General features: G+C 70.6%; 24 protein-coding genes. 4 read left to right on the top strand and 20 right to left on the bottom strand.

Annotated features, from left to right (window positions below):
• Nucleotides 1-22 precede the first annotated feature (22 nt).
• On the top strand, nt 23-982 hold the full coding sequence (locus HQQ79_RS09235) for a phosphodiesterase (RefSeq protein ID WP_071244690.1): 960 nt from the start codon (nt 23-25) through the stop codon (nt 980-982).
• Nucleotides 983-1,567: 585 nt separating this feature from the next.
• Here HQQ79_RS09235 and HQQ79_RS09230 read toward each other — a convergent pair.
• The 4 genes from HQQ79_RS09230 to HQQ79_RS09215 are packed head-to-tail and all read right to left on the bottom strand — an operon-like array spanning nt 1,568 to nt 5,715.
• Nucleotides 1,568-3,121, bottom strand: coding sequence for a stealth conserved region 3 domain-containing protein (locus tag HQQ79_RS09230; protein ID WP_173033866.1), 1,554 nt, complete (start codon nt 3,119-3,121; stop codon nt 1,568-1,570).
• 49 nt (nt 3,122-3,170) lie between these two features.
• Nucleotides 3,171-3,602, bottom strand: a complete 432-nt coding sequence (locus tag HQQ79_RS09225) for a DUF6804 family protein (RefSeq protein WP_173033864.1) — start codon at nt 3,600-3,602, stop codon at nt 3,171-3,173.
• Nucleotides 3,602-4,186 (bottom strand): GDSL-type esterase/lipase family protein, encoded by a 585-nt coding sequence (locus HQQ79_RS09220; RefSeq protein WP_071244688.1) that lies wholly within the window; start codon nt 4,184-4,186, stop codon nt 3,602-3,604. Before HQQ79_RS09220 ends, HQQ79_RS09225 begins: the two co-directional genes overlap by 1 nt.
• Nucleotides 4,183-5,715, bottom strand: a complete 1,533-nt coding sequence (locus HQQ79_RS09215) for an SDR family oxidoreductase (RefSeq protein ID WP_035808300.1) — start codon at nt 5,713-5,715, stop codon at nt 4,183-4,185. Before HQQ79_RS09215 ends, HQQ79_RS09220 begins: the two co-directional genes overlap by 4 nt.
• 43 nt (nt 5,716-5,758) lie before the next feature.
• On the opposite strand from HQQ79_RS09215, the gene deoC reads away from it, so the two are divergent.
• The 3 genes from deoC (at nt 5,759) to HQQ79_RS09200 (ending at nt 8,377) form a co-directional block, all read left to right on the top strand.
• A complete protein-coding gene (deoC, locus tag HQQ79_RS09210; protein ID WP_173033863.1) occupies nt 5,759-6,490 on the top strand; it encodes a deoxyribose-phosphate aldolase in 732 nt (243 codons plus the stop codon).
• Nucleotides 6,491-6,637: 147 nt separating this feature from the next.
• Nucleotides 6,638-7,591, top strand: coding sequence for an ROK family protein (locus HQQ79_RS09205; protein ID WP_110860105.1), 954 nt, complete (start codon nt 6,638-6,640; stop codon nt 7,589-7,591).
• Between the two features lie 195 nt (nt 7,592-7,786).
• A complete protein-coding gene (locus HQQ79_RS09200; protein WP_173033861.1) occupies nt 7,787-8,377 on the top strand; it encodes a hypothetical protein in 591 nt (196 codons plus the stop codon).
• A 669-nt stretch (nt 8,378-9,046) separates the two neighbouring features.
• Here the strand turns inward: HQQ79_RS09200 and HQQ79_RS09195 are convergent.
• The 16 genes from HQQ79_RS09195 to HQQ79_RS09120 form a co-directional block, all read right to left on the bottom strand.
• Nucleotides 9,047-11,371, bottom strand: coding sequence for a bifunctional (p)ppGpp synthetase/guanosine-3',5'-bis(diphosphate) 3'-pyrophosphohydrolase (locus HQQ79_RS09195; RefSeq protein WP_231495664.1), 2,325 nt, complete (start codon nt 11,369-11,371; stop codon nt 9,047-9,049).
• A gap of 69 nt (nt 11,372-11,440) precedes the next feature.
• Entirely contained in the window at nt 11,441-11,788 is a 348-nt protein-coding gene (locus HQQ79_RS09190; protein ID WP_173033859.1) for a rhodanese-like domain-containing protein, read from the bottom strand.
• The gene (gene secF, locus HQQ79_RS09185; protein ID WP_138803340.1) at nt 11,788-12,792 is read right to left on the bottom strand and encodes a protein translocase subunit SecF; all 1,005 of its coding nucleotides are present in this window, start codon (nt 12,790-12,792) and stop codon (nt 11,788-11,790) included. Before secF ends, HQQ79_RS09190 begins: the two co-directional genes overlap by 1 nt.
• Nucleotides 12,792-14,543, bottom strand: coding sequence for a protein translocase subunit SecD (gene secD, locus HQQ79_RS09180; RefSeq protein WP_110860016.1), 1,752 nt, complete (start codon nt 14,541-14,543; stop codon nt 12,792-12,794). Before secD ends, secF begins: the two co-directional genes overlap by 1 nt.
• Before the next feature lie 91 nt (nt 14,544-14,634).
• A complete protein-coding gene (gene yajC, locus HQQ79_RS09175; protein WP_111024399.1) occupies nt 14,635-15,036 on the bottom strand; it encodes a preprotein translocase subunit YajC in 402 nt (133 codons plus the stop codon).
• Nucleotides 15,037-15,126: 90 nt separating this feature from the next.
• A complete protein-coding gene (gene ruvB, locus HQQ79_RS09170) occupies nt 15,127-16,170 on the bottom strand; it encodes a Holliday junction branch migration DNA helicase RuvB (RefSeq protein WP_027465603.1) in 1,044 nt (347 codons plus the stop codon).
• A complete protein-coding gene (gene ruvA / locus HQQ79_RS09165; protein ID WP_027465602.1) occupies nt 16,167-16,787 on the bottom strand; it encodes a Holliday junction branch migration protein RuvA in 621 nt (206 codons plus the stop codon). The genes ruvB and ruvA overlap by 4 nt, the downstream gene beginning before the upstream one ends.
• Nucleotides 16,784-17,431 (bottom strand): crossover junction endodeoxyribonuclease RuvC, encoded by a 648-nt coding sequence (gene ruvC / locus HQQ79_RS09160; protein ID WP_173033857.1) that lies wholly within the window; start codon nt 17,429-17,431, stop codon nt 16,784-16,786. Before ruvC ends, ruvA begins: the two co-directional genes overlap by 4 nt.
• A gap of 2 nt (nt 17,432-17,433) precedes the next feature.
• Nucleotides 17,434-18,201, bottom strand: a complete 768-nt coding sequence (locus HQQ79_RS09155; protein ID WP_017887357.1) for a YebC/PmpR family DNA-binding transcriptional regulator — start codon at nt 18,199-18,201, stop codon at nt 17,434-17,436.
• A gap of 119 nt (nt 18,202-18,320) precedes the next feature.
• Nucleotides 18,321-18,932, bottom strand: coding sequence for a pyridoxal 5'-phosphate synthase glutaminase subunit PdxT (gene pdxT, locus HQQ79_RS09150; protein ID WP_173033855.1), 612 nt, complete (start codon nt 18,930-18,932; stop codon nt 18,321-18,323).
• Nucleotides 18,922-19,842 (bottom strand): pyridoxal 5'-phosphate synthase lyase subunit PdxS, encoded by a 921-nt coding sequence (gene pdxS, locus HQQ79_RS09145; RefSeq protein ID WP_173033853.1) that lies wholly within the window; start codon nt 19,840-19,842, stop codon nt 18,922-18,924. The genes pdxT and pdxS overlap by 11 nt, the downstream gene beginning before the upstream one ends.
• Before the next feature lie 13 nt (nt 19,843-19,855).
• On the bottom strand, nt 19,856-20,524 hold the full coding sequence (locus tag HQQ79_RS09140; RefSeq protein ID WP_254066181.1) for an HIT domain-containing protein: 669 nt from the start codon (nt 20,522-20,524) through the stop codon (nt 19,856-19,858).
• Nucleotides 20,524-22,428 (bottom strand): threonine--tRNA ligase, encoded by a 1,905-nt coding sequence (gene thrS, locus HQQ79_RS09135; RefSeq protein ID WP_367948092.1) that lies wholly within the window; start codon nt 22,426-22,428, stop codon nt 20,524-20,526. Before thrS ends, HQQ79_RS09140 begins: the two co-directional genes overlap by 1 nt.
• A 240-nt stretch (nt 22,429-22,668) precedes the next feature.
• Complete coding sequence (locus HQQ79_RS09130) at nt 22,669-23,211, bottom strand: adenine phosphoribosyltransferase (RefSeq protein ID WP_017887364.1); 543 nt, start codon at nt 23,209-23,211, stop codon at nt 22,669-22,671.
• 186 nt (nt 23,212-23,397) lie between these two features.
• Nucleotides 23,398-23,631 (bottom strand): hypothetical protein, encoded by a 234-nt coding sequence (locus HQQ79_RS09125; RefSeq protein WP_146238520.1) that lies wholly within the window; start codon nt 23,629-23,631, stop codon nt 23,398-23,400.
• A gap of 616 nt (nt 23,632-24,247) precedes the next feature.
• Complete coding sequence (locus HQQ79_RS09120) at nt 24,248-26,854, bottom strand: ATP-dependent Clp protease ATP-binding subunit (protein WP_173033847.1); 2,607 nt, start codon at nt 26,852-26,854, stop codon at nt 24,248-24,250.
• Nucleotides 26,855-26,942 lie beyond the last annotated feature (88 nt).

The following is a 26,942-nucleotide window of genomic DNA, read 5'->3' as shown; positions in this document are numbered from 1 at the left end:
CCGCCAACGGAATGAGACCCCGATGGACAGCCGGACGGCCGAACACCCCAGGCCGAACCACTTCCTCCTCCACCTCAGTGACACGCACCTCGTCTCCGGGGACCGCAACCTGTACGGCGATGTCGACTCCGCCGCTCGGCTCTCGCAGATCGTCGCTGACATCGAAGCCTCGGGCACCCGTCCCGAAGCGATCGTCGTCACCGGCGACGTGGCCGACAAGGGCGAGCCGGGCGCGTACGCCCGTGTCCGCGAGATCCTCGAGCCGGCTGCGCAGCGCATCGGCGCGCAGGTGATCTGGGCGATGGGCAACCACGACGAGCGCGGTGCCTTCCGCCAGGAGCTCTTCGGCCTGCAGCCCACCGATCGCCCGGTCGACTTCGTCTACGACGTCAACGGGCTCCGCGTGATCACCCTCGACACCAGCGTGCCGGGTCACCACCACGGCGAGGTCTCCCCCGAGCAGCTCGACTGGCTCGCCGAGGTCCTGTCCGAGGCTGCGCCGCACGGCACCATCCTGGCGATGCACCACCCGCCCGTGCCGAGCGTCCAGGACCTCACCGTCCTCGTCGAGCTGCGCGACCAGCAGGCCCTGGCCGAGGTCGTCGAGGGCAGCGACGTCCTCGCCATCATCGCCGGTCACCTGCACTACTCGACCAGTGCCGTGTTCGCCGGCATCCCGGTGTCCGTCGCCAGCGCCACCTGCTACACCCAGGACCTCACCGAGTACCAGGGCGGCACCCGCGGCCGTGACGGTGCGCAGTCGTTCAACCTCGTGCACGTCTACGGGCACAACGTCGTCCACTCGGTGGTGCCGATCGGGCACTACGCCACCGTTGGGCAGCCCGTCTCCGCGCTCGAGACCGAGGCGAAGCTGGCCGCACACGGCGTGACGATCCCCGCGGCCGTTGAGCCGGCACCGGTCACCTCGAGCATCCCGGTGTTCACGCTCGACTCGGTGCCCGTCTCCCCCGTCCACCGGTAGCGCCGCGCACTTCGCGTGCAGAAGAGGTCGGGTCCGTCATGCGGACCCGACCTCTTCTGCTCACCAAGGGCGGGCGCGTGCGGTCGCGACTCCCCGTCACTCCAACGCAAGTGGTCACGTTCCGTCGGCTGGCGGCTCGGCAATCAACAGTTCGTGACCGCTCGGCGGGCAGCCAACGGGGTGTCGTGACCGCTCGGCGGGCGCGTCCCGACGGCGGACCCGACGGCCGGGAGGCCCGTGGCGGGCCCGACCCGCGCCTCCCGGCCCGCGGGGTGGTCGCGACACACCGCCGGTGCTGCGTCGCGTGGTCGTGTTCCGTTGTTTGCGGGCGGCGCAGCCGACGGGCTGTGACCGCTCGGCGTGTGGACGGCGGGGAGTCGTGACCGGTGGACGTCGGTGCCGCGTCCGAACCCGGGGGCTGGGTTCCGGCGCCGGGCTCGCAGGCTCGCCCGGAGCGCCCCAGCAGGCCGCTGGCGCGTCCTAAGCGCTGGGACGCTCCCAGCAGGCCGCTGGCGCGTCCTAGGCGTCCCGTGGGACCGGGCTCGCAGGCTCGCCCGGAGCGCCCCAGCAGGCCGCTGGCGCGTCCTAAGCGCTGGGACGCTCCCACGGCGCGGGGAACGGGAAGTAGCGCTCGAGGAAGTCCGTCACGCGCTGCGTGCGCTCCTCGTCGCTGACCTCCGGGAAGCTGCCGTCGTTGAGGCAGAAGAAGTCCACGTTCCGCTTCTTCAGCAGCTCGTCGAGGGCCTTGAGTCCGGAGACCATGGTCGTGTCGATGTACCCGACGGCCGCGTTCTCCTGGATGATCGCCCGACCGGTGAGCAGCGAGTAGTAGTGGTACAGCGAGTTCGTCACCGAGATGTTGTCGGCGGCGCGGAAGCGTGACGCCGCAGTGGCCGCGAACTCGTCGGCGAACTCGTGCTCCATCTCGGTCATGATCGAGGCGCGCAGGGGCGTCGGGGCGTGCTCGAGGTGCCGGGTCGTCACCGCACCGAAGCGCTGCTGCAGCAGGCGACGGTTCACGCGGGCGGAGTTCTCGAAACCGCTGCGTGCCGGGTTGTTGGAGCCGAGGCCGATCCGGGTCGACGCGAGGATGAACTTCGTGACCGATCCGGGGCTGTAGAACGCCGAGGGGTCGACGAGGCGCCCGAAGAACATGTCGTCGTTCGAGTAGATGAAGTGCTCGCTGATGCCCGGGATGTGGTGCAGCTGCGACTCGACGGCTTGCGAGTTGTGGGTCGGCAGCACGGACGGGTCGGCGAAGAACTCCTCGCTGCGGACGATCCTGACCTTCGGGTGATCGGCGAGCCAGTGCGGTGCCGGGGAGTCCGTCGCGATGTAGATCTGTCGGATCCAGGGCGCGAAGGTGTGCACCGAGCGGAGCGCGTACTTCAGCTCGTCGATCTGGCGGAACCGGGCCGGGGCGTCGTCGCCCTCGCCCAGGACGGCGTTCGACTGTGCGGCCTGGCGGGCGCGCTGGTACTCGATGGCGTTGCCGTCGACCCACGAGAAGACGATGTCGATCGGGAACCGGATGTCCGAGACGTGGTCGTCGAACATGTGCTCGACGGTGCGCCAGGTGCGGCCGTAGCGTTCGATGTCGACGAGCACGAACTCGTCGATCGGCAGGCTGCGACGCATCAGGGCGTTCTCGACGGGGGCGAGGACCTCGGTGTCGGTGACGCGCCAGAACTCGAGCTGGACGCTCGTCTCGGCGCCGTAGCGCAGGCGTCCGAGCGGCTCGAGCCGCGGGCGGAACACGCGGAGCACCGGTTCTTCGACGGAGCCGAGTCCGTCGTCCTGCACCAGCACCGCCGGCTTGCCCGGGGGCTTCGCGTAGAAGGGCTCGTTGACGGCCGCGGACATCACGGCGCTCTCCGCGCGCTGGCGGTCCCGCTCGTCGAGGGCGATCACCGGGCGCTGGTCGTTGCCGCGGATGAGCAGGTGGTCGACGTCAGCCGCAGTGAGCGCGTCGTCGAGGAACAGCAGGTCCTCGATCATCGACTGCTGGGGCGTGAGGTGTCCGTTGATCAGGGTCAGTCGCCCCTTGCGGACGACGACGTCGGATCGGTCGAGACCGCCGGAGGACGGTCGAGGGTTCAGCAGAGGACTCTCGGTCACCGGCTCGGTCTCGTCGTTCATCCATGCCCTTCGGGTCGTGCGGTCGGGTCCTGTACCCGACCTGCCGATCCTACCGTCCGTCCGACTCGCGGGGCACCTTGACGACGATGCCCACCGCGATGAAGAGCGCGGCGGCGACCAGCTGCAGGGCCGCCCACACCTGTCCGGGGATCGGCACCGTGACGAGCGGGTTCCAGCAGACGGCGACGGCGGCCATGAGGAGGGCTGCCCACCAGACCTTCCCGCGCACGCTGAAGACGAGCACGATCAGCGCGAGCACCGTGACGCCCCAGCGGGCGAAGACGAAGCCCGACGAGTCGACGATGGCGACGCAGGCCAGCAGCACGATCGCCGCGATCATCGACGGTGCCAGTGCGGGGCGGGTGAAGGGCGGCGTGGCACGGGCACCGCTGGCCGGTGCGGCCGGTGCGGGTCGAGGGGACCCTGCGGGCACGCCGTGCTGGGACGACCCCACCGGGGGCCGCCCCTTGCGTGCGGCCATCAGTCCGAGGAACCGTCGAGGTCGATCGCCTGGATCGACCGCGACATCGGCGGCAGGTCGCGGACGCGCTCGAGCGCCGGCACCAGTTCACCGACCAGCGCGCGGTAGCCCTCTTCGGTCAGGTGCAGGCCGTCCTCGGTGAAGCGCGCGTCCAGGTGGTCGCCGTCGGCCAGGGCGGGCCAGGCGTCGAGGTACTGCGCGTGGCAGGTGGCGACGAACTGCCGGAGGTGCCGGTTGGCCTGCTCGATCTTCGTGGCGTACTCGGCCTGCCGGGGCAGGATCGACACGAGCAGCAGACGTACGCCCGGCAGCTCGCGGCGGAGCGTGACGAGGATGGTCTCGACGTTGCGGACCACGTGCTCGGCGCTGGCGCGGTGGTTGCCGAAGTCGTTCGTGCCGATGAGCAGCACGATCACCTCGGGCTGCTCGGCGACGACGGCGTCGAGGCGCGTCAGCACGCCGTCGGTCGTGTCGCCGCCGATGCCCTGGTTCAGCGTGTGCTCGTCGGGGAGCCACGTGTCCCAGTCACCCTGTTCGGTGATGCTGTCCCCCAGGAAGAGGACGGGGCTGCGGTCGTCGGTCATGCTGCCTCCTCGTGCGCCGGCTCGGGGGTCTCGGTCTGCTGCGTCCGGTTGCGCTGCGTGGACCCGGTGTGGTCGGACTCCCGCTCGGCGGCGGCGGTGATGCGCTCGACCATACCGGGGAAGATGATGCCGTGGAACGGCAGGATGCCGTACCAGTACAGCCGGCCGGCGAGTCCCTGCGGGAAGTAGATCGCCCGCTGGTGGTAGTCGCTGCCGCCGTCGGGGTTCGGTGTGACGGTCATCTCGAGCCACGCACGACCGGGTGACTTGAACTCGGCGCGGAGCCGCAGGTACCGGCCGCGCTCCAGCCGTTCGACGCGCCACCAGTCGAGCGCGTCGCCCTGCTCCAGGCGCTGCTGGTCACGACGCCCGCGGTTCAGGCCGACGCCGCCGGCGATCTTGTCCATCCAGCCGCGGGCGACCCAGGCGAGCGGGAACGAGTACCAGCCGTTGTCCCCGCCGATCGACTCGACGACACGCCAGACGTCCTCGGCGGAGGCACTGGAGTGCCGCTTCCGGTCGTCGACGTAGACGGTGTGCCCGGCCCAGTCGGGGTCGTTCGGCATCGGGTCGGCCGAGGCGCTCGAGAGCGTCGCGCTCCGCCAGCTCGTCTGGACCTGACCGCTGCGCATCTTGTTCAGCGCGAGGCGGACGGCCCGACGGTACGAGGTGAGCCCGCCCTCGGGCTGCGGCACGACGTCGTCGATGTCGTGCTCGCGCTGCACGCACTCGAACTGCAGCGACTCGATGATCGGCGTCGCGAGCTTGCGCGGGATCGGGGTGACGGCGTTGAACCAGTGTGCGGCGAGGCGCGGGGTGAGCACCGGCAGGACCGTGATCGGGCGCTGGGGCAGCTTCGCCTCGACCGCGTAGCCGTTCAGCATCTGGCCGTACCGCAGGACGTCGGGGCCGCCGATGTCGAAGGTGCGGTTGACGTCGGCGGGGACGTCGAGCGCGGCCACCAGGTAGTACAGGACGTCGCGGACCGCGATCGGCTGGATGTGGTTGCGGACCCAGCGCGGCGCGGGCATCCACGGCAGGACGTCGGTCAGGTGCCGGATCATCTCGAACGAGGTGCTGCCCGAGCCGATCACGACCCCGGCCTGGTACGCCACCGTCGGCACGCCCGAGCCGAGGAGGATCTCCCCCACCTCCTTGCGGCTGCGGAGGTGCTTCGACAGCTCGCCGTCCGGGTGCAGCCCGCCCAGGTAGACGAACCGGCTGACCCCGGCCGCCTTCGCCTCGCGCGCCATGGTCTCCGCGGCCTCGCGCTCGGCCGACTCGAAGTCGCCGTCGGCCCCCATCGCGTGGGCCAGGTAGTAGACCGCCTCGATCCCGTCGACGGCGGCGCGCACCGCCTCGGCGTCCTGGAGATCGCCCTCCGCGACGTCGACCTCACTGCTCCACGGGACGTCCTGGAGCTTCCGGGGGTTGCGCACGAACACCCGGACGGAGTGGCCGGCTTCGAGGAGACGAGGGACGAGACGACCACCGATGTACCCGGTGGCGCCGGTGACGAGGACCTGCATGCCCTGCACGCTACGCGGCACGCCTGACGGGTAGGCTTGCCGGGTGGACAACGCAGCCTTCCCCGTCACCGTCGATGCCGTCCGCGGCCTCATCGACCACGCGATCCTGAAGCCCGAACTCACCCGCGCGGACGTCGACGCCCAGCTCGACGAAGCCGCCGCCCACCGCGTCTTCAGCGTCTGCGTCCGTCCGAGCGACGTCGCCCACGCCGTCGAGCGCCTCACGGGCACCGGTGTCGGCGTCGGCACCGTGATCGGCTTCCCGCACGGCACCACGTCCACCGCGGCGAAGGTCGCCGAGTCGCTGCAGGCCCTGGCCGACGGTGCGTTCGAGCTCGACATGGTGCAGAACATCGGCGCCGCGAAGTCGGGTGACTGGGAGCGCGTCGAGCAGGACGTCCGCGCGGTCGTCGACGCCGCCGGCGACACCGTCGTCAAGGTGATCCTCGAGACCGCGTTCCTGACCGACGACGAGATCGTCGCGGCCTCGCGTGCGGCACAGACCGCCGGCGCGGCCTTCGTGAAGACCTCTACCGGGTTCGCCGGCGGCGGCGCGACGGCCGAGCACATCGCCCTCATGCGCCGCACGGTCGGTGCCGACACCGGCGTGAAGGCCTCCGGCGGCGTCCGCGGGCTCGACACCCTGCTCGAGATGGTCGAGGCTGGCGCGAACCGCATCGGCACGAGCGCCTCGGCCCGCATCCTCGACGAGGTCGCGCACCGCGCGGAGACGGGTGCCGCCTCGGCGCTCGGCGACGACACGACGTCCTACTGAACCCACGGGCTGAGCCGACCTGGCTGAGCCCACCGGGCTGAGCCCACGCGCCCAGCACGACCCACCACGACCAGGCCGGTGCCCACCGGACGCGACGACGCGTCGGCGACCCGCACCGTGCCTCCAGACCGCCGCATCGGAGCGCGCATGTCCAGCACCGCACCTCAGTCCCCCGCCCTCGCCCTGGCCGTCGACCTCGGCGGCACGAAGGTCGAGGCCGCGCTCGTCACCGACCAGGGCGTCGTGCTGCCGGCGACCCGGTTCCGCAGCCCCACCGGGCCCCAGCGCACCTCGGACGAGCTGCAGGCCGCCGTCGACGAGGTCGTCACGGCCGCGCTCGGCGCGCTGCCGGCCGACGCGACGCTCGTGGGTGTCGGCGTCGGTTCCGCCGGGCCCGTCGACGAGGAGCACGGCCTCGTCTCCCCGCTCAACATGCCGGTCTGGCGTGGCCACCCGTTGCGCGACCGGATCGCTGCGCTCGTGCCGGACGACGTCCCGGTGACGCTCCGCATGGACGGCCTGGCGATCACCCTCGCCGAGCACTGGGTCGGCGCGGCCCAGGGGTACGAGCACGTCATGGGCATGATCGTCTCCACCGGCGTCGGCGGCGGGCTCATCCTGCACGGTCGCACCGTCAGCGGACCGACGGGCAACGCCGGCCACATCGGCCATGTCGAGTGCGGCGGCTACGACGACCCCTGCGCCTGCGGGGGCACCGGTTGCCTCGAGGCGATCGCCAGCGGCCCGAAGACCGTGGCCTGGGCACGTCGTCAGGGCTTCGCGGGCACGACCGGCGAGGAGCTCTCGGCCGCCTACGCCGCCGGCGACGAGATCGCCGTCGCCGCGGTGCAGCGGAGCGGCCGCGCCCTCGGGCAGGCCATCGCCGCCGCCACGAGCCTGGTCGACCTCGAGATCGTCGCCATCGGCGGCGGGTTCTCGCACGTCACGCCGGACCTGTTCGAGTACGCCCGGCAGGCCGTGGCGGAGCGTGTCGAGTTCGGGTTCGTCACGAAGGTGCAGATCGTGCCGACCGGGTTGTCCCAGGACGGTCCGCTCATCGGTGCCGCGGCGCTCGTGCACCGAGCTGACGTCCTGCGCTGAGCGCGCGCGTCCCGTCCGTCCGGGCTCGATCCGGCGCGCGGGCGCGACTGGTCGCGTCGTCGACGCGGCCCACGCCGTGGACGTGACCGGCGACGGCCTGGAGGCGCGGTGCTGGCCCGCCACGAGCCTCCCGGCCGGTCGGTGGCTTGTCCACAGGGCTGTCGGTCGCGCGCGCAGGTCGGGCAGGATGTGCGGGTGCCCCGCCCGCGACTGCTGACCAGTGACGACTGGCCGGAACCCGAGCTGCGTGCGGCGGTCCTGGCCGGCGAGCTGGTCGCCGTCGGTCCCTGCTGGGCCTCCCCCGCCGAACCGCAGACGCCGTGGTTGCGCGCCGCGGCTGCCGCATGGGTCCTTCGAGACGCGCGCCTGATCGCCTGTACTCTGACCGCCGCGTGGATCTGGGGTGCGGTGTCCCGGCCGCCGGCGCCGCTCGAGGCCTGCATCCCGCCGCAGGTGCGCGTGCACGTCGGGCCGGACGTCCGCCTGCGAGAGGTCCGGATCGACGTCGCGGACACCGTCGAGCTCTCGCGGCTGCGGGTCACGCTGCCGGCGCGGACCGCGGTCGACCTGCTCCGGACGCCGGGGCCGACGGCCGGTGCGTTCGGGGCTGCCGAGGCGACGGCCGTGCACGGGCTGCTCGCGATCGGGGCGGTCACGGCTGCCGAGGTGCAGGCGCGCCTGAGGTCGCTCGGGACGATCCCCATGGTGCGGCAGGCCGAGCGGCGGTTGTGGGGGCTGCCGGAGCTGCCGGACGCGGCCGGCAGCGCTGCGGGCGCTGTCCGCTAGGGCGTCGCCGGCGCGTTCGCCGAGCGGTCAGGACACCCCGCTCACGTCCGCCGAGTGGTCGCGGACTGTCGGTTGGCAGGGCCCCGGCTGACGGTTTGTGACCGGTCGGCGGTGCCCGTGCGACGTGTCGTGACCGGTCGACGGGCTGGAGGCACGGGAGGCGCGGGGCGGGGCTGCCGCGGGCCTCCGGTCCGGCGCGTGGGGGTGGTCAGGACACCCCGCTCGCGTCCGCCGAGTGGTCGCGGACTGTCGGTTGGCCGGGCCGCGGCCGACGGGCAGCGACCGGTCGACGGTGCCCGTGCGACGAGTCGTGACCGGTCGACGGGCGGGAGGCGCGGAGCGGGGCTGCCGTGGGCCTCCGTTCGGGCGCGAGCGGGCGGTCAGGACGCCCCGCTCGCGTCCGCCGAGTGGTCGCGAACTGTCGGTAGGCAGGGCCGCGGCCGACGGTTCGTGACCGGTCGACGGTGCCCGTGCGACGCGTCGTGACCGGTCGACGGGCGGGAGGCGCGGGAGGCGCGGGGCGGGGCTGCCACGGGCCTCCGGTCGGGCGCGTGCGGGCGGTCGGGACACCCCGCTCGCGTCCGCCGAGTGGTCGCGGACCGTCGGTTGGCGGGGCCGCAGCCGACGGTCCGCGACCGGTCGACGGACGGGCCGCGCGGGGCCCTGCCGCTAGCCCGCGCTGACGCGGTAGACGTCGTAGACGGCGTCGATGCGTCGCACCGCGTTCAGCACGCGGTCGAGGTGGATGGTGTCGCCCATCTCGAACACGAACCGGCTGAGCGCGAGACGGTCGGACGAGGTCGACACCGTCGCGGACAGGATGTTCACGTGGTGGTCGGTCAGCACCCGGGTGACGTCGCTGAGCAAGCCCGACCGATCGAGCGCCTCGATCTGGATCTGCACCAGGAACACCGACTTCGACGACGGCGCCCACTCGACCTCGATCATCCGGTCGGGTTCGTTCATGAGGGACTTCACGTTGGTGCACGACGACTGGTGCACGGAGACGCCCTGGCCACGGGTGATGAAGCCCACGATCTGGTCGCCCGGCACCGGCGTGCAGCACTTCGCGAGCTTCACGAGGATGTCGGGCGCACCGCGGACGAGCACGCCGCTGTCGCTCGTGCGCAGCTGCCGACTGGTGACCTGGCGCGGGAACGCGAGTTCCGGCTCGTCCGTCTCGGTCTCGGTCTGGACGTTGCCGAGGACCTTCTCGATGACCGACTGCGTCGACACGTGGCCTTCGCCGATGGCGGCGTACAGGGCGGAGACGTCCTCGTACCGCATCGACGAGGCGACCTCGGCGATGCTGTCCTGGCTCATGATGCGTTGGAGCGGCAGGTTCTGCTTGCGCATCGCCCGGGCGATGGCGTCTCGACCCTGCTCGATCGCCTCTTCGCGGCGCTCCTTGGTGAACCACTGCTTGATCTTGTTGCGCGCACGGGGGCTGCGGACGAACTGCAGCCAGTCCTGCGAGGGGCCGGAGTCGGGGTTCTTCGACGTGAAGATCTCGACGACGTCACCGCTGGACAGCTGGCTCTCGAGCGGGACGAGGCGGCCGTTGACCTTCGCACCCATCGTGCGGTGGCCGATCTCGGTGTGCACCGCGTAGGCGAAGTCGACCGGGGTGGCTCCGGCGGGGAGACCGATGACCTTGCCCTGCGGCGTGAAGACGTAGGTCTCCTTGGCGCCGATCTCGTAGCGCAGCGAGTCGAGGAACTCGCCCGGGTCGCTGGTCTCGGCCTGCCAGTCGGTGATGTGGGCGAGCCACGCCATGTCCTGGTCGTCCGTGGTCGACGAGGTCCCGGCGTCACGGCCGGCAGCCCGCTGCTTGTACTTCCAGTGGGCGGCGACACCGAACTCGGCGCGCTGGTGCATCTCGTGCGTGCGGATCTGGATCTCGACCGCACGACCCTGCGGTCCGAGCACCGTGGTGTGCAGCGACTGGTACAGGTTGAACTTGGGGGTCGCGATGTAGTCCTTGAAGCGACCGGGCAGCGGGGTCCACCGTGCGTGCACCGAGCCGAGCATGGCGTAGCAGTCGCGGACGGTCGGCACGAGCACGCGGATGCCGACGAGGTCGTAGATCTCGTCGAACTCGCGACCCCGCACGATCATCTTCTGGTAGATCGAGTAGTACTGCTTCGGCCGGCCCATGACGTCGCCACGGACCTTGGCGGCCTTCAGGTCCTTCTTCAGGGTCCCGATGACGTTCTGGACGAACTGCTCGCGCTTCGGCTGACGTTCCTTGACCAGGCTGTCGATCTCAACGTAGAGCTTCGGGTGCAGGACCGCGAACGACAGGTCCTCGAGCTCGAGCTTGATCATCTGGATGCCGAGCCGGTGCGCGAGCGGCGCGTAGATCTCGAGCGTCTCCTTCGCCTTGCGCGTGGCGGAGGCGGACTCGACGAAGCCCCACGTGCGGGCGTTGTGCAGGCGGTCGGCGAGCTTGATGACGAGGACGCGGATGTCCTTCGACATGGCGATGACCATCTTGCGGACGGTCTCGGCCTGCGCGCTGTCGCCGTACTTGACCTTGTCGAGCTTGGTGACGCCGTCGACGAGCATCGCGATCTCGTCGCCGAAGTCGGCCCGCAGCTGGTCGAGCTGGTAGTCGGTGTCCTCGACCGTGTCGTGCAGGAGCGCCGCCGCGATGGTGATCGTGCCGATGCCGAGGTCGGCCAGGATCTGCGCGACCGCGACGGGGTGCGTGATGTACGGCTCACCGGACTTGCGCTTCTGCCCGTCGTGCGCGCGCTCGGCGACCGAGTACGCACGCTCGATGAGCGTCACGTCGGCCTTGGGGTGGTGCGAGCGGACCGTGCGGATCAGCGTGTCCACCGCGCCGGCCGGCTGGGCGCGCGAGAACAGGCGCGGCAGCAGCGAGCGGAGGGAACCGAGGTTGCCGGTGGTGTTCGGACCGATCGGACTCGAGGGCCGTGGAGCGGAACCCGGGCGGCTCGGCGCGGACGGCTCTTCGCGGGTGTCCGTCATGATGCGCCTCCCAGGACTCGGTCCGAGAGCTCGATCCGAGCTCGATCCGACAAGACTACGCGTCCCCGGTCAGTGGCCGTGACGCGGTTCGCCCTGGGCGTCGCGCTGCACCGGCGCCCCCGCCTGCTCCCAGGCGAGCATGCCGCCGGAGAGGTTGACGGCCGGCACGCCCGACTGCTCGAGCGCCGCGACGATGCGCGACGACCGGCCGCCGGAGTGGCAGACGATGATGGCCGGCTGGTCGCCGCCGTCGATCTCCTGCCAGCGGTCCACGAACTCCGACATCGGCACGAGCGTGGCCTGGGGAGCGTGGACCTCGTCCCACTCCCCCTGCTCGCGGACGTCGAACAGGCGGGCTCCGGCGTCGAGGCGGCGCTGCGCCGCGGCGACGTCGATCTCCTGGATCTCGATGGGCATCAGACGCTCGCCTCTGCCGCGTCGACCTCACGCCGGCGCTTCTCGGCCGCCGCGGTCTTCTTGGCGTCGGACTCCTTGATCTTCGGCTCGTTCTCGCGCAGCTGCGCGTACATCGGCGACGCGATGAAGATCGTCGAGTAGGTGCCGACGATGATGCCGATGAACAGTGCGAGCGAGATGTCGCGCAGGGTACCGGCGCCGAGCACGTACGACCCGATGAAGAGGATCGCCGCGACCGGCAGCAGTGCCACGACCGAGGTGTTGATCGACCGGACGAGGGTCTGGTTCACCGCGAGGTTGACCGACTGCTTGAACGTCCGAATGGATTCCTGCGCGGTGTTCTCACGCACCTTGTCGAAGACCACCACGGTGTCGTAGAGCGAGTACCCGAGGATCGTCAGGAACCCGATGACCGCCGCGGGAGTGACCTCGAGCCCGACGATGCCGTACACGCCGGCCGTGATGAGCAGGTCGTGCAGCAGCGCCGCCATCGCGGACAGCGACATCTTCCAGGTGCGGAAGTACAGCGTCATGAAGACCGCGGCGAGGGCGAGGAAGATCACGAGACCACGGATGGCCTGCGCGAGCACGTCGGCACCCCACGTCGCACCGATGAAGGTCGCGGCGACCTGGCTCTCCGGGACGTCGTAGGCCTTCGCCAGGGCGTCCTGCACCTCGGTCGTCTGCCGGTCGGTGAGCTGCCCGGTCTGCACGCGGATGCCGTGCGTGCCGAGCTGCGAGACGCGCGGAATGGACTCCGGGACGACGTCCTCGACGGTCTCGGTGGCGAGGTTCTGGTCGAGCGTCTTGACGTCGGAGATCGTGAACTCCGAGCCGCCGGTGAACTCGATGCCGAGCTGGTACCCGCCACGGAGCCACGGGGTGACGAGTGAGATCACGATCATCGCGAGGGCGATCAGGTACCAGGTCTTCCGGCGCCCGATGATGTCGTACGACCGCTTCCCCGTGTAGAGGTCGCTGCCGAACTGGCTGAAGCTGGCCATCAGTCGTCCTTCCCGTCCGGCGTCGAGCCGTTGTCGCCGGAGGCCTGCTGGGCCTTCCGCTCCGCGATCGTCTGTCGGCGCTGTGCCTCACCGGCACTGCGCTGGCGCTTGCCGTCCACGACGGGTGCGCGGAACTGGGCGCGCCCTCGGTAGACGGCACCGAGTGCTGCCGGGTCGAGACCACTGAACCGGTGCCCCTCGCCGAAGAACCGGCTGCGGGCGATGAGCTGCATCATCGGGTGGGTGAAGAGCGCGACCACCACGATGTCGATCAGGGTCGTGAGGAGCAGCGTGAACGCGAAGCCCTTGACGTCGGCGACCGCGAGCACGTAGAGCGTGACGGCGGCGAGGAAGTTCACCGCGTCCGACGCCAGGATCGTGCGGAGGGCACGCTTCCAGCCGGACTCGACCGCGCTCTCGAGGGCACGGCCGTCGCGGAGTTCGTCACGGATGCGCTCGAAGTAGACGATGAACGAGTCCGCCGTGATGCCGATCGCGACGATCAGACCCGCCACACCCGCCAAGGACAGGCGGTAGTCGACGCGCCACGACATGATCGCGATCACCAGGTAGGTGAGCACCGCGGCGATCCCGAGCGACAGCACCGTGACGAACGCCAGGGCCCGGTACTGGATGACCGAGTAGATGATCACCAGGATCAGCCCGATCAGACCGGCGACGAGGCCACCGATGAGCTGTGCGGTGCCGAGCGTCGCCGAGATGTTCTCGTTCGACTGCACCTGGAAGTTGATCGGCAGCGCACCGTACTTGAGCTGGTCCGCCAGGGTCTTCGACGACTCGGCCGTGAACGAGCCGGTGATCTGCGCCTTGCCGTTCGTGATCGCGGAGTTCGTCGTCGGTGCGGTGATGACCGAACCGTCGAGCACGATCGCGAACTGGTTCTGCGGCTGCTGGAGCGAGACGAGACGGTTCGTGACGGTGCGGAAGTCCTTCGAGCCCTCGCCGTTGAACGTCAGGTTGACGGCCCACTGGCCGGTCGACGTGCCCTGCGAGTCGGTGGCGAGACCCGAGGTGGCGTTGCTGATGTCGGCACCGGAGACCTCGACCGGTCCGAGGATGTACTTCCCCGCGCCGTCCTGGTCACAGGTGACCAGGGGCTCGTCGTCGGGCGCCGTGGTGACGTCGTCCGGAGCAGCGCAGTTGTAGTTGGTGTACAGGTCCTGCAGCTTCGGCGTGACCCAGTTCAGGTCGCTCGCGTTCGTCGGCTTCGCGCTCGGGGTCGCGGCGAGCGAGGCCGGCGGCGAGTACGGCGTGGCCGATGCGGTGCCCTTGCCGTCGTCACCGACGGCGGAGTTCGTCGCGGCCTCGGTGAAGAGCACCGGACGGAAGGTCAGCTTCGCGGCTGCCTCGATGCGGTCGATCGTGGCCTTGTCGGGACGACCCGGGATCGAGACGACGATGTTGTTCGCGCCCTGGGTGTTGATCTCGGACTCGGAGACACCGGTGGCGTCGATGCGCTGGCGGATGATGTTCACCGCCTGCTGCAGCTGCTGCGAGGTGACGGAGTCGCCCTCGGTGTTCTGCGCCGCGAGGGTCAGCTGCGTGCCGCCCTGCAGGTCCAGAGCCAGCTCCGGCACCCAGCTCGCGCCCTGGTACCACTTGTCGGTGTCGTCCTTCGAAGAGCCGGCGAGGATCGACGCGGCGGTGTTCACGCCGGCGAGGATCGCCATCAGGATCACCAACCAGGTGAGCGAGCGCAGCGCCTTCTTGACGGGTGTCGATCGTGCCACCGGTCGTCTCGTCTTTCTGTTCAGGACCGTCGGCACACCGTGCGACGGCAGAGGGAAGCCACCGGGTCAGACGACCCGGCGGCCGAGGGCGTCAGTCGTCGGACTTGCGCTTCGTGGCGTCGGTCTCGTCGACACGGTCGGTGTCGACCCGCTCGCCGTAGACCGGCTCACCGTTGAGCTCGGCCACCGGCTTCGGCTCGTCCTCGGTGGTCGTGGTGGTCTCGACGTCGGACGCGTTGTCGTCGACGACGCGCGACAAGGTCTGACGGTGCACGGTGACGACGGTCCCCGGTGCGATCTCGACGTCAGCGGTGACCTTCTCCTCGTTCACGGAGAGGAGCGTGCCGTAGAGGCCGAAGGACAGCATGACCTTGGCGCCCGGGACCATCTTGTCCACGAGCTCGGCCTGCTGCTTCTTGCGCTTGCGGCTGTTGTAGAACATGAAGGCCGCGAACGCCACGACGATGACGATGAGGATGACTTCTTGACCCATGATGCGTTGCCTTCTCTGGTTGCTCGGTTTCGGGCCGTAGCAGTCTAGGGCACGCCGGTGTCCGTGGCATGTCACCCGACTGATCGGCGGTCAGGCGGTGGGTTCCGGGTCGTCGAAGAGCCCCGGCTGCCCGCCGTCGCCCTGCCCCGGGGTGAGGCCGAGGTGTCGCCAGGCCCGCGGTGTCGCGATGCGCCCGCGGGGGGTGCGGGTCACGAGTCCGACGCGGACGAGGAACGGTTCGACGACCGACTCGATGGTCTCGGATTCCTCGCCGACGGAGACGGCGAGGGTGTTCAGGCCGACCGGGCCCCCGTCGAACCGGGTCAGCATGGTCTCGACGACGGCGCGGTCGAGCCGGTCGAGCCCGAGTTCGTCGACGTCGTACAGGTCGAGCGCACCCTGGACCGCGGCCATGCCGTCGGTGGTGCGGTGCACGAGGGCGTAGTCGCGCACCCGGCGGAGCAGGCGGTTCGCGATGCGTGGGGTGCCTCGGGAGCGTCCGGCGATCTCGCGCAGGGCGGTCCGGTCGATGTCGAGTTCGAGCAGGTGGGCCGCGCGGATCAGGACCTGCTCGAGCTCGTCCTTCTCGTAGAACTCGAGGTGGGCGGTGAACCCGAAGCGGTCGCGCAGCGGGTTCGGCAGCAGGCCGGCCCGGGTGGTGGCCCCGACGAGCGTGAACGGCGCGAGGTCGAGCGGGATGCTCGTGGCACCGGCGCCCTTGCCCACCATCACGTCGATGCGGAAGTCCTCCATCGCCAGGTAGAGCATCTCTTCTGCCGAGCGGGCCATGCGGTGGATCTCGTCGATGAACAGCACCTCGCCCGGGACCAGGGACGACAGCACGGCGGCGAGGTCACCGGCGTGCTGGATCGCCGGGCCGCTCGACATGCGCAGCGGTCGCCCGGTCTCGTGCGCGACGATCATCGCGAGCGTGGTCTTGCCGAGGCCGGGAGGGCCCGCCATCAGGATGTGGTCGGGCGTGCGCTCCTGCATGCCCGCGGCCTTGAGGAGCAGGTCGAGCTGCCCCCGCACCTTGCGCTGCCCGACGAACTCGTCGAGCGAGCGCGGACGGAGCGCACCTTCGAACGCGAGTTCTTCCTGCGACTCGGCGCCGGCGGACGTGATGCCGCTCACCGGCCGGCTGCCGCGGGTCGGAGCGCACCGAGGGCGGCGCGGAGCAGGGCCTGGGTGCCCATCGCGGCGGCACCGGGCTCGTTGGCGACGGCGTCGTCGACCGCGGTCTGCGCCGCGTCTTCGCGCCAGCCGAGGCCGATGAGCGCCGAGACGACGTCGACCGCGGCGGGGTGGACTGCGGTCCCCCGTGCGGCGGCGACCACGGCAGCCTGCTCGAAGGCCACGAGCTTGCCGGAGAGCGCGACGATGATGAGCTTGGCGGTCTTCGGGCCGATGCCGGAGACCTTGCGGAACGCGCCGTCGTCCTCGTTCGCGACGGCGTTCGCGATCTGTGCCGGGTCCATGTGGGCCAGGACGCCCATCGCGGACTTCGGGCCGACGCCGGAGACCCCGCGGAGCAGGTCGAACACCTGCAGCGCGTCGGTCGACTCGAAGCCGAACAGCAGGTGCTCGTCCTCGCGCACGATCATGGCGGTCCGCACGAACACCTCGGACCCGTGGCGCATCGTCAGCGCGTGCGCGGGGGTCACGGTGACGGCGTACCCGACTCCCCCGACCTCGATCACCACGGCCGAGCCGGCGATGTCGATGCAGGTGCCCCGGAGACTCGCGATCATGCTCCGAGCCTAGGGCCGCCCACCGACGACGCCGACCTGCCACGCTGCGGGCGGGCCGCGGCGGCGGCCGCGCGGGCCAGCGGCGAGTCGACGGTGCCGCCCTGCGCGTCCCGCCAGGCGCGCTGTGCGGGGGTGAGGTTCGTGGCACGCGAGCCGGCGGCATCAGGTGATCCGAGCCTCCAGGCATGGCACACGGCCAACGCGAGCGCGTCGGCGGCGTCGGCCGGCTTCGGGACCTCGTCGAGCCCGAGCACGCGCGCGATCATGGTCTGCACCTGACGCTTGTCGGCGTTGCCGTAGCCGGTGACGGCGGCCTTGACCTCGGACGGAGTGTGCAGCCCGACGGGCAGGCCGCGGGCGGCCGCGGCGTGCAGCGCCAGGCCGGCCGCCTGCGCGGTCCCCATCACGGTGCGGACGTTCGCCTGCGCGAACACCCGCTCGACGGCCACCGCATCGGGGTGGTGTTCGTCGATCTCGGCGGCGATGCCGTCGGCGATGCGCAGCAGCCGCTGTTCGAGCGGCATGTCCGGCGGGGTGCGCACGACCGTCACGTGGACGAGTCGTGCGCGCCGGTTCGGTGCGACCTCGACGACGCCGACGCCGCACCGGGTGAGCCCGGGGTCCACCCCGAGCACACGGAGCACGGCTACTCGCCCTCGTCCTCGTCGAGCTCGGCCTGGACGTCCGCGGGGATGTCGAAGTTCGAGTAGACGTTCTGCACGTCGTCGGAGTCCTCGAGCGCGTCGATCAGGCGGAACACCTTGCGGGCGGTCTCGGCGTCGACCGGGACCTTGAGGCCGGGGACGAACTCGGCGTCGGCGGAGTCGTAGTCGATGCCGGCGTCCTGCAGTGCGGTGCGGGCGGCGACCAGGTCGCTCGCCTCGGTGATGATCTCGAAGCCACCGCCCTGGTCGATGACGTCCTCGACACCGGCGTCCAGCACCGCGGTCATCACGGTGTCCTCGTCGAGGCCGTCGGTCTTCGTGACCGAGATGACGCCCTTGCGCGAGAAGTTGTAGGCGACGCTGCCCGGATCGGCCATGGTGCCGCCGTTGCGCGACATCGCGGTCCGGACCTCGGCCGCGGCACGGTTCTTGTTGTCCGTGAGGCACTCGATGAGCATCGCGACGCCGTTGGGGCCGTAGCCCTCGTACATGATCGTCGTGTACTCGATGGTCTCGCCCGTGAGACCCGCACCGCGCTTGACGGCGCGGTCGATGTTGTCGTTGGGGACCGAGGTCTTCTTCGCCTTCTGCACGGCGTCGACCAGGGTCGGGTTGCCGGACATGTCGGCACCGCCCATCTTCGCGGCGACCTCGATGTTCTTGATCAGCTTGGCGAACGACTTGGCACGGCGCTGGTCGATGACCGCCTTCTTGTGCTTGGTCGTTGCCCACTTGGAATGCCCGGACACGGTTCTCCTTGCGTCTTGCGGAAAGTCCCGCTTAGTTTAGCGGCCCTGTGGGCCGAACACTGGCCTGGAGGCGCGGCGCGGCTTCCGTCCCGTCGGTACGGCGGGTGGACGGTGGCGCCTCAGGCGCTGCGCACCAGGTCGAGGAACCGGCGGTGGAAGCGGTCCTCGCCGGCGACCTCGGGGTGGAACGCGCTGGCGATGACGTTGCCCTGCTGCACCGCCACGACCTGCCCGTCCGGCAGCGCACCGAGGACGTGGACGTCGTCGCCGCGCTGCTCCACGACGGGGGCGCGGATGAACACCGCGTGCACCGGGGCCGCGCCGAGGTCGGGCATCGGGATGTCGATCTCGAACGAGTCGTTCTGCGCACCGAACGCGTTGCGGCGCACGGTGGTGTCGAGCACGTCGAGGGTCTGCTGCCCGTTGATGCCGTCGGTGATCCGCGACGAGAGCATGATCATGCCCGCGCAGGTGCCGTAGGTGGGCAGGCCACCGCGGATCGCGTCGGCGAGAGGATCGGCGACGCCGAACGCGCGGGACAGCTTGTCCATCACGCTGGACTCGCCCCCGGGGATCACGACACCGTCGAGGGTCTCGATCTCCTCCGGGCGACGGAGCGGCACCACGTCGGCGCCGAGCTCGGTCAGCGAGGCGATGTGCTCGCGGAAGTCACCCTGCAGCGCCAGGACCCCGATGCGGGGCCGAGCGCCGCTCGTCGGACTACCAGCCACGCTCGGCGAGGCGGTGCGGTGCGGGGACGTCGGCGACGTTGATGCCGACCATCGCCTCGCCCAGGCCACGGGAGACCTCGGCGATGACCCGGGGGTCGTCGTGGAAGGTCGTCGCCTTGACGATCGCGGCGGCACGGGCCGCCGGGTCGCCGGACTTGAAGACGCCGGACCCGACGAAGACGCCGTCGGCGCCGAGCTGCATCATCATCGCGGCGTCGGCCGGGGTGGCGACACCACCGGCGGTGAACAGGACGACGGGGAGCTTGCCGGTGCGGGCGACTTCCTGCACCACGTCGATCGGGGCCTGGAGCTCCTTGGCGGCGACGTAGAGCTCGTCGTCACGCAGGTTGCGGAGCGCCGCGATCTCCTTGGTGATGGTGCGGATGTGCTTGGTGGCCTCGGACACGTCGCCCGTGCCGGCCTCGCCCTTGGAACGGATCATGGCCGCACCCTCGGTGATGCGACGGAGCGCCTCGCCCAGGTTGGTGGCACCGCAGACGAAGGGGGTGGTGAACTTCCACTTGTCGATGTGGTTCACGTAGTCGGCCGGCGACAGCACCTCGGACTCGTCGATGTAGTCGACACCGAGCTCCTGCAGCACCTGCGCCTCGACGAAGTGGCCGATGCGGGCCTTCGCCATGACGGGGATCGACACCGCGGCGATGATCTCCTCGATCATCGAGGGGTCGGACATGCGGGCGACGCCGCCCTGCGCACGGATGTCGGCGGGGACGCGCTCGAGGGCCATGACGGCGGTCGCACCGGCTTCTTCCGCGATGCGGGCCTGCTCGGCGTCGACGACGTCCATGATCACGCCGCCCTTGAGCATCTCGGCGAGTCCGCGCTTGACGCGGTCGGAGCCGGTGATCGAGGTGCCAGGGGTGCCGGAGGTGCTGGTGCTGTCGCTCATGATGCCGACCAGTCTAGTGCGCCCGGGGCCACCCGTCGGCGACGAGTCGACGGGTCTCGCCGAGCAACTGCGACATGGACTTGGTCCGGGCGATGATCGGGAAGAAGTTCGCGTCCGACTGCCACCGCGGGACGATGTGCTGGTGCAGGTGTGCGGCCACGCCGGCACCGGCGACCTCGCCCTGGTTCATGCCGATGTTGAAGCCGTCGCAGTGCGACACCTCACGCAGGACCCGCATCGCGGTCTGGGTCAGCTCGCCGATCTCGCGCAGCTCGTCCGGCGTGGCCTCGTCGTAGAGCGGGACGTGACGGTACGGGCAGACGAGCAGGTGCCCGTTGTTGTACGGGAACAGGTTGAGCAGCACGTAGGCGTGCTCGCCCCGGGCCACGATCAGGGCGTCCTCGTCGGACATCCGCGGGGCTTCGCAGAACGGGCAGTCGTCGTCGTGCCCGCGACCCCGGCCTTCGCGGCCGGCGTCGATGTAGGCCATCCGGTGCGGGTTCCAGAGCCGCTGGAACGCGTCCGGGACGGCTGCGCCGGTGGCCGCGTCGCGGATCACCAGCGGATCGGTGTCCGCGCCCTCGGTGTCCGCACCCTCGGTGTCCGCGGCCGAGGTGGGACCGGCCACGTCGTCGACGTGACCGGTCCCCGCGGCCTGCTCCGGGCCTCCCGACGGTGTCATCAGACCTGCGCGCGCTCGCGGATCGCGGTGAGGATGCGGTCCACGGCGTCGTCGACGGGCACTGCGTTGTCCTGGCGCCCGTCGCGGAAGCGGAAGCTGACGGCACCGGCGTCGCGGTCGTCGCCACCGGCGATGAGCTGGAACGGCACCTTCGCCTTGGTGTGCGTGCGGATCTTCTTCTGCATGCGGTCGTCCGAGTGGTCGACCTCGGCGCGGACTCCGTGGGCACGGAGCTTCGCGATGACCTCGTCGAGGTAGTCGCCGTACTCGGCCGCGACCGGGATGCCGACGACCTGGACGGGCGACAGCCACGCCGGGAACGCGCCCGCGTAGTGCTCGGTGAGGACCCCGAAGAAGCGCTCGATCGAGCCGAACAGCGCGCGGTGGATCATCACCGGACGCTGGCGCGAGCCGTCGGCCGCGGTGTAGTCGATGCCGAAGCGCTCGGGCAGGTTGAAGTCGAGCTGCACGGTCGACATCTGCCACGTGCGGCCGATGGCGTCGCGGGCCTGCACCGAGATCTTCGGGCCGTAGAACGCCGCACCGGCGGGGTCCGGCACCAGCTCGAGGCCGGATTCCTCGGCGACCTCGCGCAGGGTGTTCGTCGCGACGTCCCAGATCTCGTCGTCGCCGACGTACTTCTCCGGGTCCTTCGTCGACAGCTCGAGGTAGAAGTCGTCGAGGCCGTAGTCGCGCAGGAGCGAGAGCACGAACTCGAGGGTCGTGGTCAGCTCCTCCTTCATCTTGTCCTGCGTGGTGAAGATGTGCGCGTCGTCCTGGGTCATGCCGCGCACGCGGGTCAGCCCGTGGATCACGCCGGACTTCTCGTTGCGGTACACCGTGCCGAACTCGAACATCCGGAGCGGCAGGTCGCGGTAGGAGCGGGGCTGCGACCGGTACGCCAGGATGTGCATCGGGCAGTTCATCGGCTTGAGGTAGTAGTCGGCGCCCTGCCGGGTGACGTTGCCGTCCTCGTCCTTGGCCTCGTCCATGTGCATGGCCGGGAACATGCCGTCCTTGTACCAGCCGAGGTGCCCGGAGGTCTCGAACAGGTCGCCCTTGGTGATGTGGGGCGTGTAGACGAACGAGTAGCCGTTCTCCTCGTGCCGACGGCGCGAGTAGTCCTCCATCTCGCGGCGGATGATGCCGCCCTTCGGGTGGAAGATCGCCAGGCCGGAACCGATCTCGTCGGGGAACGAGAACAGGTCGAGTTCGGCGCCGAGCTTGCGGTGGTCGCGCTTGGCGGCTTCCTCGAGGCGCACGAGGTACGCCTTGAGCTGGTCCTTGTCGGGCCAGGCGGTGCCGTAGATGCGCTGCAGCTGCGGGTTCTTCTCGGAGCCGCGCCAGTACGCGGCAGCGACGCGCATGAGCTTGGCGGCGTTGCCGATCCAGCGGGTGTGCGGGACGTGCGGGCCCCGGCAGAGGTCCTGCCAGAGCACCTCGCCCGACTTCGGGTCGACGTTCTCGTACACGGTGAGCTCGCCGGCACCGACCTCGACGCTCTCGCCGGAGTCGCCGTCGGACGCCGCACCCTTGAGGCCGATGAGCTCCTGCTTGTAGGGCTCCCCCGCCATCAGCTCGCGTGCCTGCTCGTCGGTGACGACCACGCGACGGAAGCGCTGGGCCTGCTTGACGATGCGGTCCATGCCCTTCTCGATCGCCTTGAGGTCTTCGGGGGTGAAGGGCTCGGCGACGTCGAAGTCGTAGTAGAAGCCGTCGGTGACGGGCGGCCCGATGCCGAGCTTGGCGTCCGGGTTGATCTGCTGCACGGCCTGCGCCAGCACGTGGGCTGCCGAGTGCCGCAAGATGTCGAGCCCGTCCTGCTCCTGCAGGGTGACGGCCTCGGCGGTCTCGCCGGCCTGCACGTCCGCCGCGAGGTCCTTCAGCACACCGTCGACGCGGATCGCGACGACGCCGCGCTCACCGTCGAAGAGCTCGGTGCCGGTCGTGGTCGTCGTCGCGGTCCGGGGCTCGGGTGCCTGGGGAAGCTCGGCGGGCGCGGGTGCGACTGACTCGGTCACGATGATGGGACTCCTCGATCGAAATGGTGCGTCAAGACTAGTGCGAGACGTGCTCGCGTGCGGACGCCGGGGATGCGCCTGTGGAGAGAACGGATGGGCGCCCGACCGGGCGGTTGCCCGCGCTCAGGCCGGGACGGCGCCGAGCGTCGCGACGGGCAGCCGCGGCTCGAGACGCTCGCGCCCGTTCAGGCCGTCGAGCTCGAGCAGGGCGGCGAAGCCGATGGCCTGGTACCCGGCGCGCTCGAGCAGCGTGATGGTGGCGGCGCCGGTCCCGCCGGTGGCCAGGACGTCGTCGACGACGAGCACCCGGGTGCCGGCGGGCAGCTGACCCGGCCGCAGTTCGAGTTCGGCCTCGCCGTACTCGAGCGCGTACTGCTCGCTGAGGACCTCGCCGGGGAGCTTGCCCGCCTTGCGCACCGTGAGCACGCCGACCTGGTGCTGGGCGGCGATGCCCCCGGCCAGTGCGAAGCCCCGGGCCTCGATGCCCGCGACCGCGTCGAACCCGGCTCCGACCGCGAACGGTGCCGCGAGTGCTTCGCACACGCGGCCGAACGCGACGGCGTCGGAGAACACCGGCGTCACGTCACGGAAGAGCACCCCCGGCTTCGGGAAGTCCGGCACGAGGGCGGTGAGGCGTTCGACGAGTGCAGCTGCGGTTTCGGTCACCCACCAACGGTACGGGAGGCCCGGGGTGCGTCCGACACGTCGGCGCACGGTGCGAGGGGTGCCCGGCATGGTGCGAGGTTCCGGACGTGGTGCCACCCCGAGGGGCGGCCACGGAGTACGGAACCTCGCACCATGCGCGCGAGCGTGTGGCGCCGGCGCGCAGCGCCGCCGACGCAGCACCGCGGGTCAGCGCCACATCCGCATGGCGGCGCCCTGGGTGATCCAGTCGGCCTCGCGCTGCTGGCGTTCGCGCTCGAGGCGGGCCAGCGTGGCGAGGTCGACTTCGGGCCGCTCCTTGCGGGTGCGTCGGCTCCAGATGATGAGCGACATCCCGACTCGGAGTGCGATGCGGTCGGCGAGTGAGACCCGACGGCGCACCGCGCGGGTATCGGGTGGACGGGTGGTGGTCTTCGTGGACACGGTGTTCCCCTTCAAGGCACGGCAGAGCTGCCCGGGTGTCGGGCAGGACGAATCCGCCCGGGTTGCGGGCAGCAGGAATTGAATGCGTGAGAATGCACTCCGGGATGGTCCGGAAATGTTCGGACAACGATCGCGGAATGCTCGTCGACACCGAGAGCGTCGCACTGTCCACCGACATTCTTCCGGCGTCGTCCGCGCAGATCGGACGGCACGCATCGACGAGTCGACGAGCCGTTCAGCAGACGAACGAACCGGTGCTGCGCGAGCCCGATCGGCTCAGCGCACGGTGCCCGGAGGCACAGGTGTCAGGAGAGTGGGACGCCCCGGGTCAGCGGACGCGGAACGGGGTACCGACGCGTCCACGGATTCCACGGAACGGAGTGGTCGTTGTGATCATCATGGGTCGGCCCCCTTTCGGTCTCGAGCTGGCGGAGTCGTCCGGGTCGAATGTTCGACCGTTCGCGACGAGTGAACACTATCGGCACCGCAATTCGGAGCGCAACCCCTTTTCCGAAAAAACGTCCGGAATTGCATTCCCGAACACCGCGGCGGTCCGTGCGCGCCGAAGGCCCGGTACCGAATCGGTACCGGGCCCTCGTGTGTGCGTGCGACCGGACTAGACCGCCGCGTGCTCCGCGACGCTCGCCGTCAGGGCATCGCCCTCGACGTCGATCCGCACGGTGTCACCCGCGGTGACCCCGCCCTCGACCACCAGGGTCGCAATGCGGTCGTCGACCTCGCGCTGGATGAGCCGACGGAGCGGGCGGGCGCCGTACTCCGGCTCGTACCCGTGCTCGGCGAGCCAGTCGACCGCCGCGTCGGACACCGACAGGAGCATGTCCTGTGCGACCAGCCGGAGCGCCGTGTCCTGCAGCAGCAGCGACACGATCGACGCGATCTGGGATCGGTCGAGCTTGCGGAACAGCACGATCTCGTCGATGCGGTTGATGAACTCGGGCCGCATCGCCTCGCGCAGCTTGCCCATCACGCGGGCCCGCAGGTCGTCTTCCGCGTAGCCGTCCGTCGCGCCGACCGGGGAGAACCCGAGCGCTCCCGAGCGGGAGGCCAGGAACTCCGAGCCGATGTTCGACGTCATGATGACGACGGTGTTCCGGAAGTCGACCGTCCGCCCCTGCCCGTCGGTGAGCCGGCCGTCGTCGAGGACCTGCAGCAGCAGGTTGAAGACGTCCGGGTGGGCCTTCTCGACCTCGTCGAGCAGGATCACCGAGTACGGGTTGCGGCGGACACGCTCGGTGAGCTGGCCGGCCTCGTCGTAGCCGACGTACCCGGGAGGGGCACCGACCAGGCGGGACACGGTGTGGCGTTCGCCGAACTCGCTCATGTCGAAGCGGAGCATGGCGGACTCGTCACCGAACAGCGACGACGCCAGGGCCTTCGCGAGTTCGGTCTTGCCGACGCCCGTCGGGCCGAGGAACAGGAAGCTGCCCACCGGACGACGCGGGTCGCCCATGCCGGTCCGGCTGCGTCGCACCGCCTTCGCGATCGCCCGCACGGCGTCGTCCTGGCCGACGACTCGGTCGTGCAGCTCGGACTCGAGCGCGGCGAGCCGCGTCTTGTCGGCCGAGCCGAGGCGGGTCACCGGGATCCCGGTGGCACGCGACACGACGGCGGCGATGTCGGCCTCCGTGATCGAGGTGTCCGCGGACTCCTGACGGGAGGGGCGGCTGGCGTCCGCCGACGAGGCGGCGGTGATCCGGGCCTCCAGTCCGACGATCTCGTCGCGCAGGTCGGACGCTTCCTCGTAGTGCTCCTCGGCGACCGCGCGGTCCTTGCGGGCCGTCAGGTCGGTGACCTGGGCACGCAGCGCCTCGACGTCGACGTCGCCCGACAGGGCGAGTCGACGGCGTGCACCGGCCTGGTCGATGAGGTCGATGGCCTTGTCCGGCAGGTGCCGGTCGGTCACGTAGCGGTGCGAGAGCTCGACGGCGGCGCGGAGCGCCTCGGGCGTGTAGGCGACGCCGTGGTGCTCCTCGTAGCGCGGGGCGAGGCCGGTCAGGATCGCGACGGCGTCCTCGACGTTCGGCTCCCCCACCGTGACGGGCTGGAACCGGCGCTCGAGCGCAGCGTCCTTCTCGATCCGGCGGTACTCGTTGAGCGTCGTCGCGCCGACCAGGTGCAGGTCGCCGCGGGCGAGTCGGGGCTTGAGGATGTTGCCGGCGTCCATCGAGCCGCCCTCGCCGCCGCCACCGGCGCCGACGACGGTGTGGAGCTCGTCGACGAAGACGATGAGCTCGTCGGCGTGCGCCGCGATCTCGTCCATCGCCTTGGTGAGGCGCTCCTCGAAGTCGCCGCGGTACCGGGTGCCGGAGAGCATGCCGGGCAGGTCGAGCGCGACGACCCGCTTGCCCTGCAACAGGGTGGGGACGTCACCGTCGACGATGCGCTGGGCGAGGCCCTCGACGATCGCGGTCTTGCCGACGCCGGGCTCACCGATCAGCACCGGGTTGTTCTTGGTGCGCCGGAGCAGGATCTCGACGGTCTGCTCGATCTCGTCGGCGCGGCCGATCACCGGGTCGACGTGCCCGTCACGGGCGCGCTCGGTCAGGTCGGTGCCGAACTGGTCGAGCGTCGGGGTGTCGCTGTCGGTGGCCTGGTCGGTGCCGACGGCGTCGGGTGTTCCGGGCATGGGGCGCCCCTCTCGTGCTGCTGCCGCTGCCTGCTGGGCGTAGTCCTGCATGACCTGCGGGGTGATCCCGGCGCTGGCGAGCAGCTGGCCGGTCACGGTCTCCTGGTCCATCACGAGCGCGAAGAAGACGTGCTCGGGGTCGGTGTAGGTGCTGCCGAAGCCCCGCGCTGCCTGCGTCGCCTCGACGAGGATGCGCTGGGCGGTGCCGGTCAGTGCCGGGCGGCCGGTCTGCTCGGCCAGTGGCTCGTGCGCCATCGGCAGGCGCTGCTCGATCTCCTCGGCGAGTCGCCGGGGGTCGACCCCGGCGGAACGCACGACGGCGTCGAACGGTTCGGTGCGGACGAGCACGTGCAGGATGTGCAGTGCGTCGATCTCGCGCTGCCCCTGCGCGACCGCGTACTCGGCGGTGTGCTGGAGCAGCTCGTGGGTCCGGCGGCTGAGCAGCCGGGTGATGTCGACCGGTCGACCGAACGCGCGGACGCGCTGCTGGTCACCGGTGCGCTGTGCCGCGAGCAGGCGGGCGAGGAACTCGTCGAACGAGTCATTGCTACCGGTCGGGCCGAACGTCTCTGGCAAAGGGACCTCCTGGGGAACTTGAGTGCCTTCGACTCAATGCAACGCAGGAGGGCCCGGGTCATTCCCGGGTCCGGAAAAAACTTGCGGC

Source organism: Curtobacterium sp. VKM Ac-2852 (genome assembly GCF_013205045.1).
GTDB lineage: Bacteria > Actinomycetota > Actinomycetes > Actinomycetales > Microbacteriaceae > Curtobacterium > Curtobacterium flaccumfaciens.
Note: the sequence above shows the minus strand (reverse complement) of the source record. Positions and strands in the feature narration are given on the sequence as shown.

What these genes read in the sequence shown, in the direction of transcription:
- HQQ79_RS09205 (WP_110860105.1), top strand. Translation starts at nt 6,638, where the DNA reads ATGTCCAGCACCGCACCTCAGTCCCCCGCCCTCGCCCTGGCCGTCGAC.
- pdxS (WP_173033853.1), bottom strand. Translation starts at nt 19,842, where the DNA reads ATGAGCGACAGCACCAGCACCTCCGGCACCCCTGGCACCTCGATCACC.
- HQQ79_RS09215 (WP_035808300.1), bottom strand. Translation starts at nt 5,715, where the DNA reads ATGCAGGTCCTCGTCACCGGCGCCACCGGGTACATCGGTGGTCGTCTC.
- secF (WP_138803340.1), bottom strand. Translation starts at nt 12,792, where the DNA reads ATGGCCAGCTTCAGCCAGTTCGGCAGCGACCTCTACACGGGGAAGCGG.
- HQQ79_RS09225 (WP_173033864.1), bottom strand. Translation starts at nt 3,602, where the DNA reads ATGGCCGCACGCAAGGGGCGGCCCCCGGTGGGGTCGTCCCAGCACGGC.
- HQQ79_RS09235 (WP_071244690.1), top strand. Translation starts at nt 23, where the DNA reads ATGGACAGCCGGACGGCCGAACACCCCAGGCCGAACCACTTCCTCCTC.
- HQQ79_RS09220 (WP_071244688.1), bottom strand. Translation starts at nt 4,186, where the DNA reads ATGACCGACGACCGCAGCCCCGTCCTCTTCCTGGGGGACAGCATCACC.
- yajC (WP_111024399.1), bottom strand. Translation starts at nt 15,036, where the DNA reads ATGGGTCAAGAAGTCATCCTCATCGTCATCGTCGTGGCGTTCGCGGCC.
- ruvA (WP_027465602.1), bottom strand. Translation starts at nt 16,787, where the DNA reads ATGATCGCGAGTCTCCGGGGCACCTGCATCGACATCGCCGGCTCGGCC.
- HQQ79_RS09140 (WP_254066181.1), bottom strand. Translation starts at nt 20,524, where the DNA reads ATGACACCGTCGGGAGGCCCGGAGCAGGCCGCGGGGACCGGTCACGTC.
- HQQ79_RS09195 (WP_231495664.1), bottom strand. Translation starts at nt 11,371, where the DNA reads ATGACGGACACCCGCGAAGAGCCGTCCGCGCCGAGCCGCCCGGGTTCC.
- HQQ79_RS09190 (WP_173033859.1), bottom strand. Translation starts at nt 11,788, where the DNA reads ATGCCCATCGAGATCCAGGAGATCGACGTCGCCGCGGCGCAGCGCCGC.
- HQQ79_RS09230 (WP_173033866.1), bottom strand. Translation starts at nt 3,121, where the DNA reads ATGAACGACGAGACCGAGCCGGTGACCGAGAGTCCTCTGCTGAACCCT.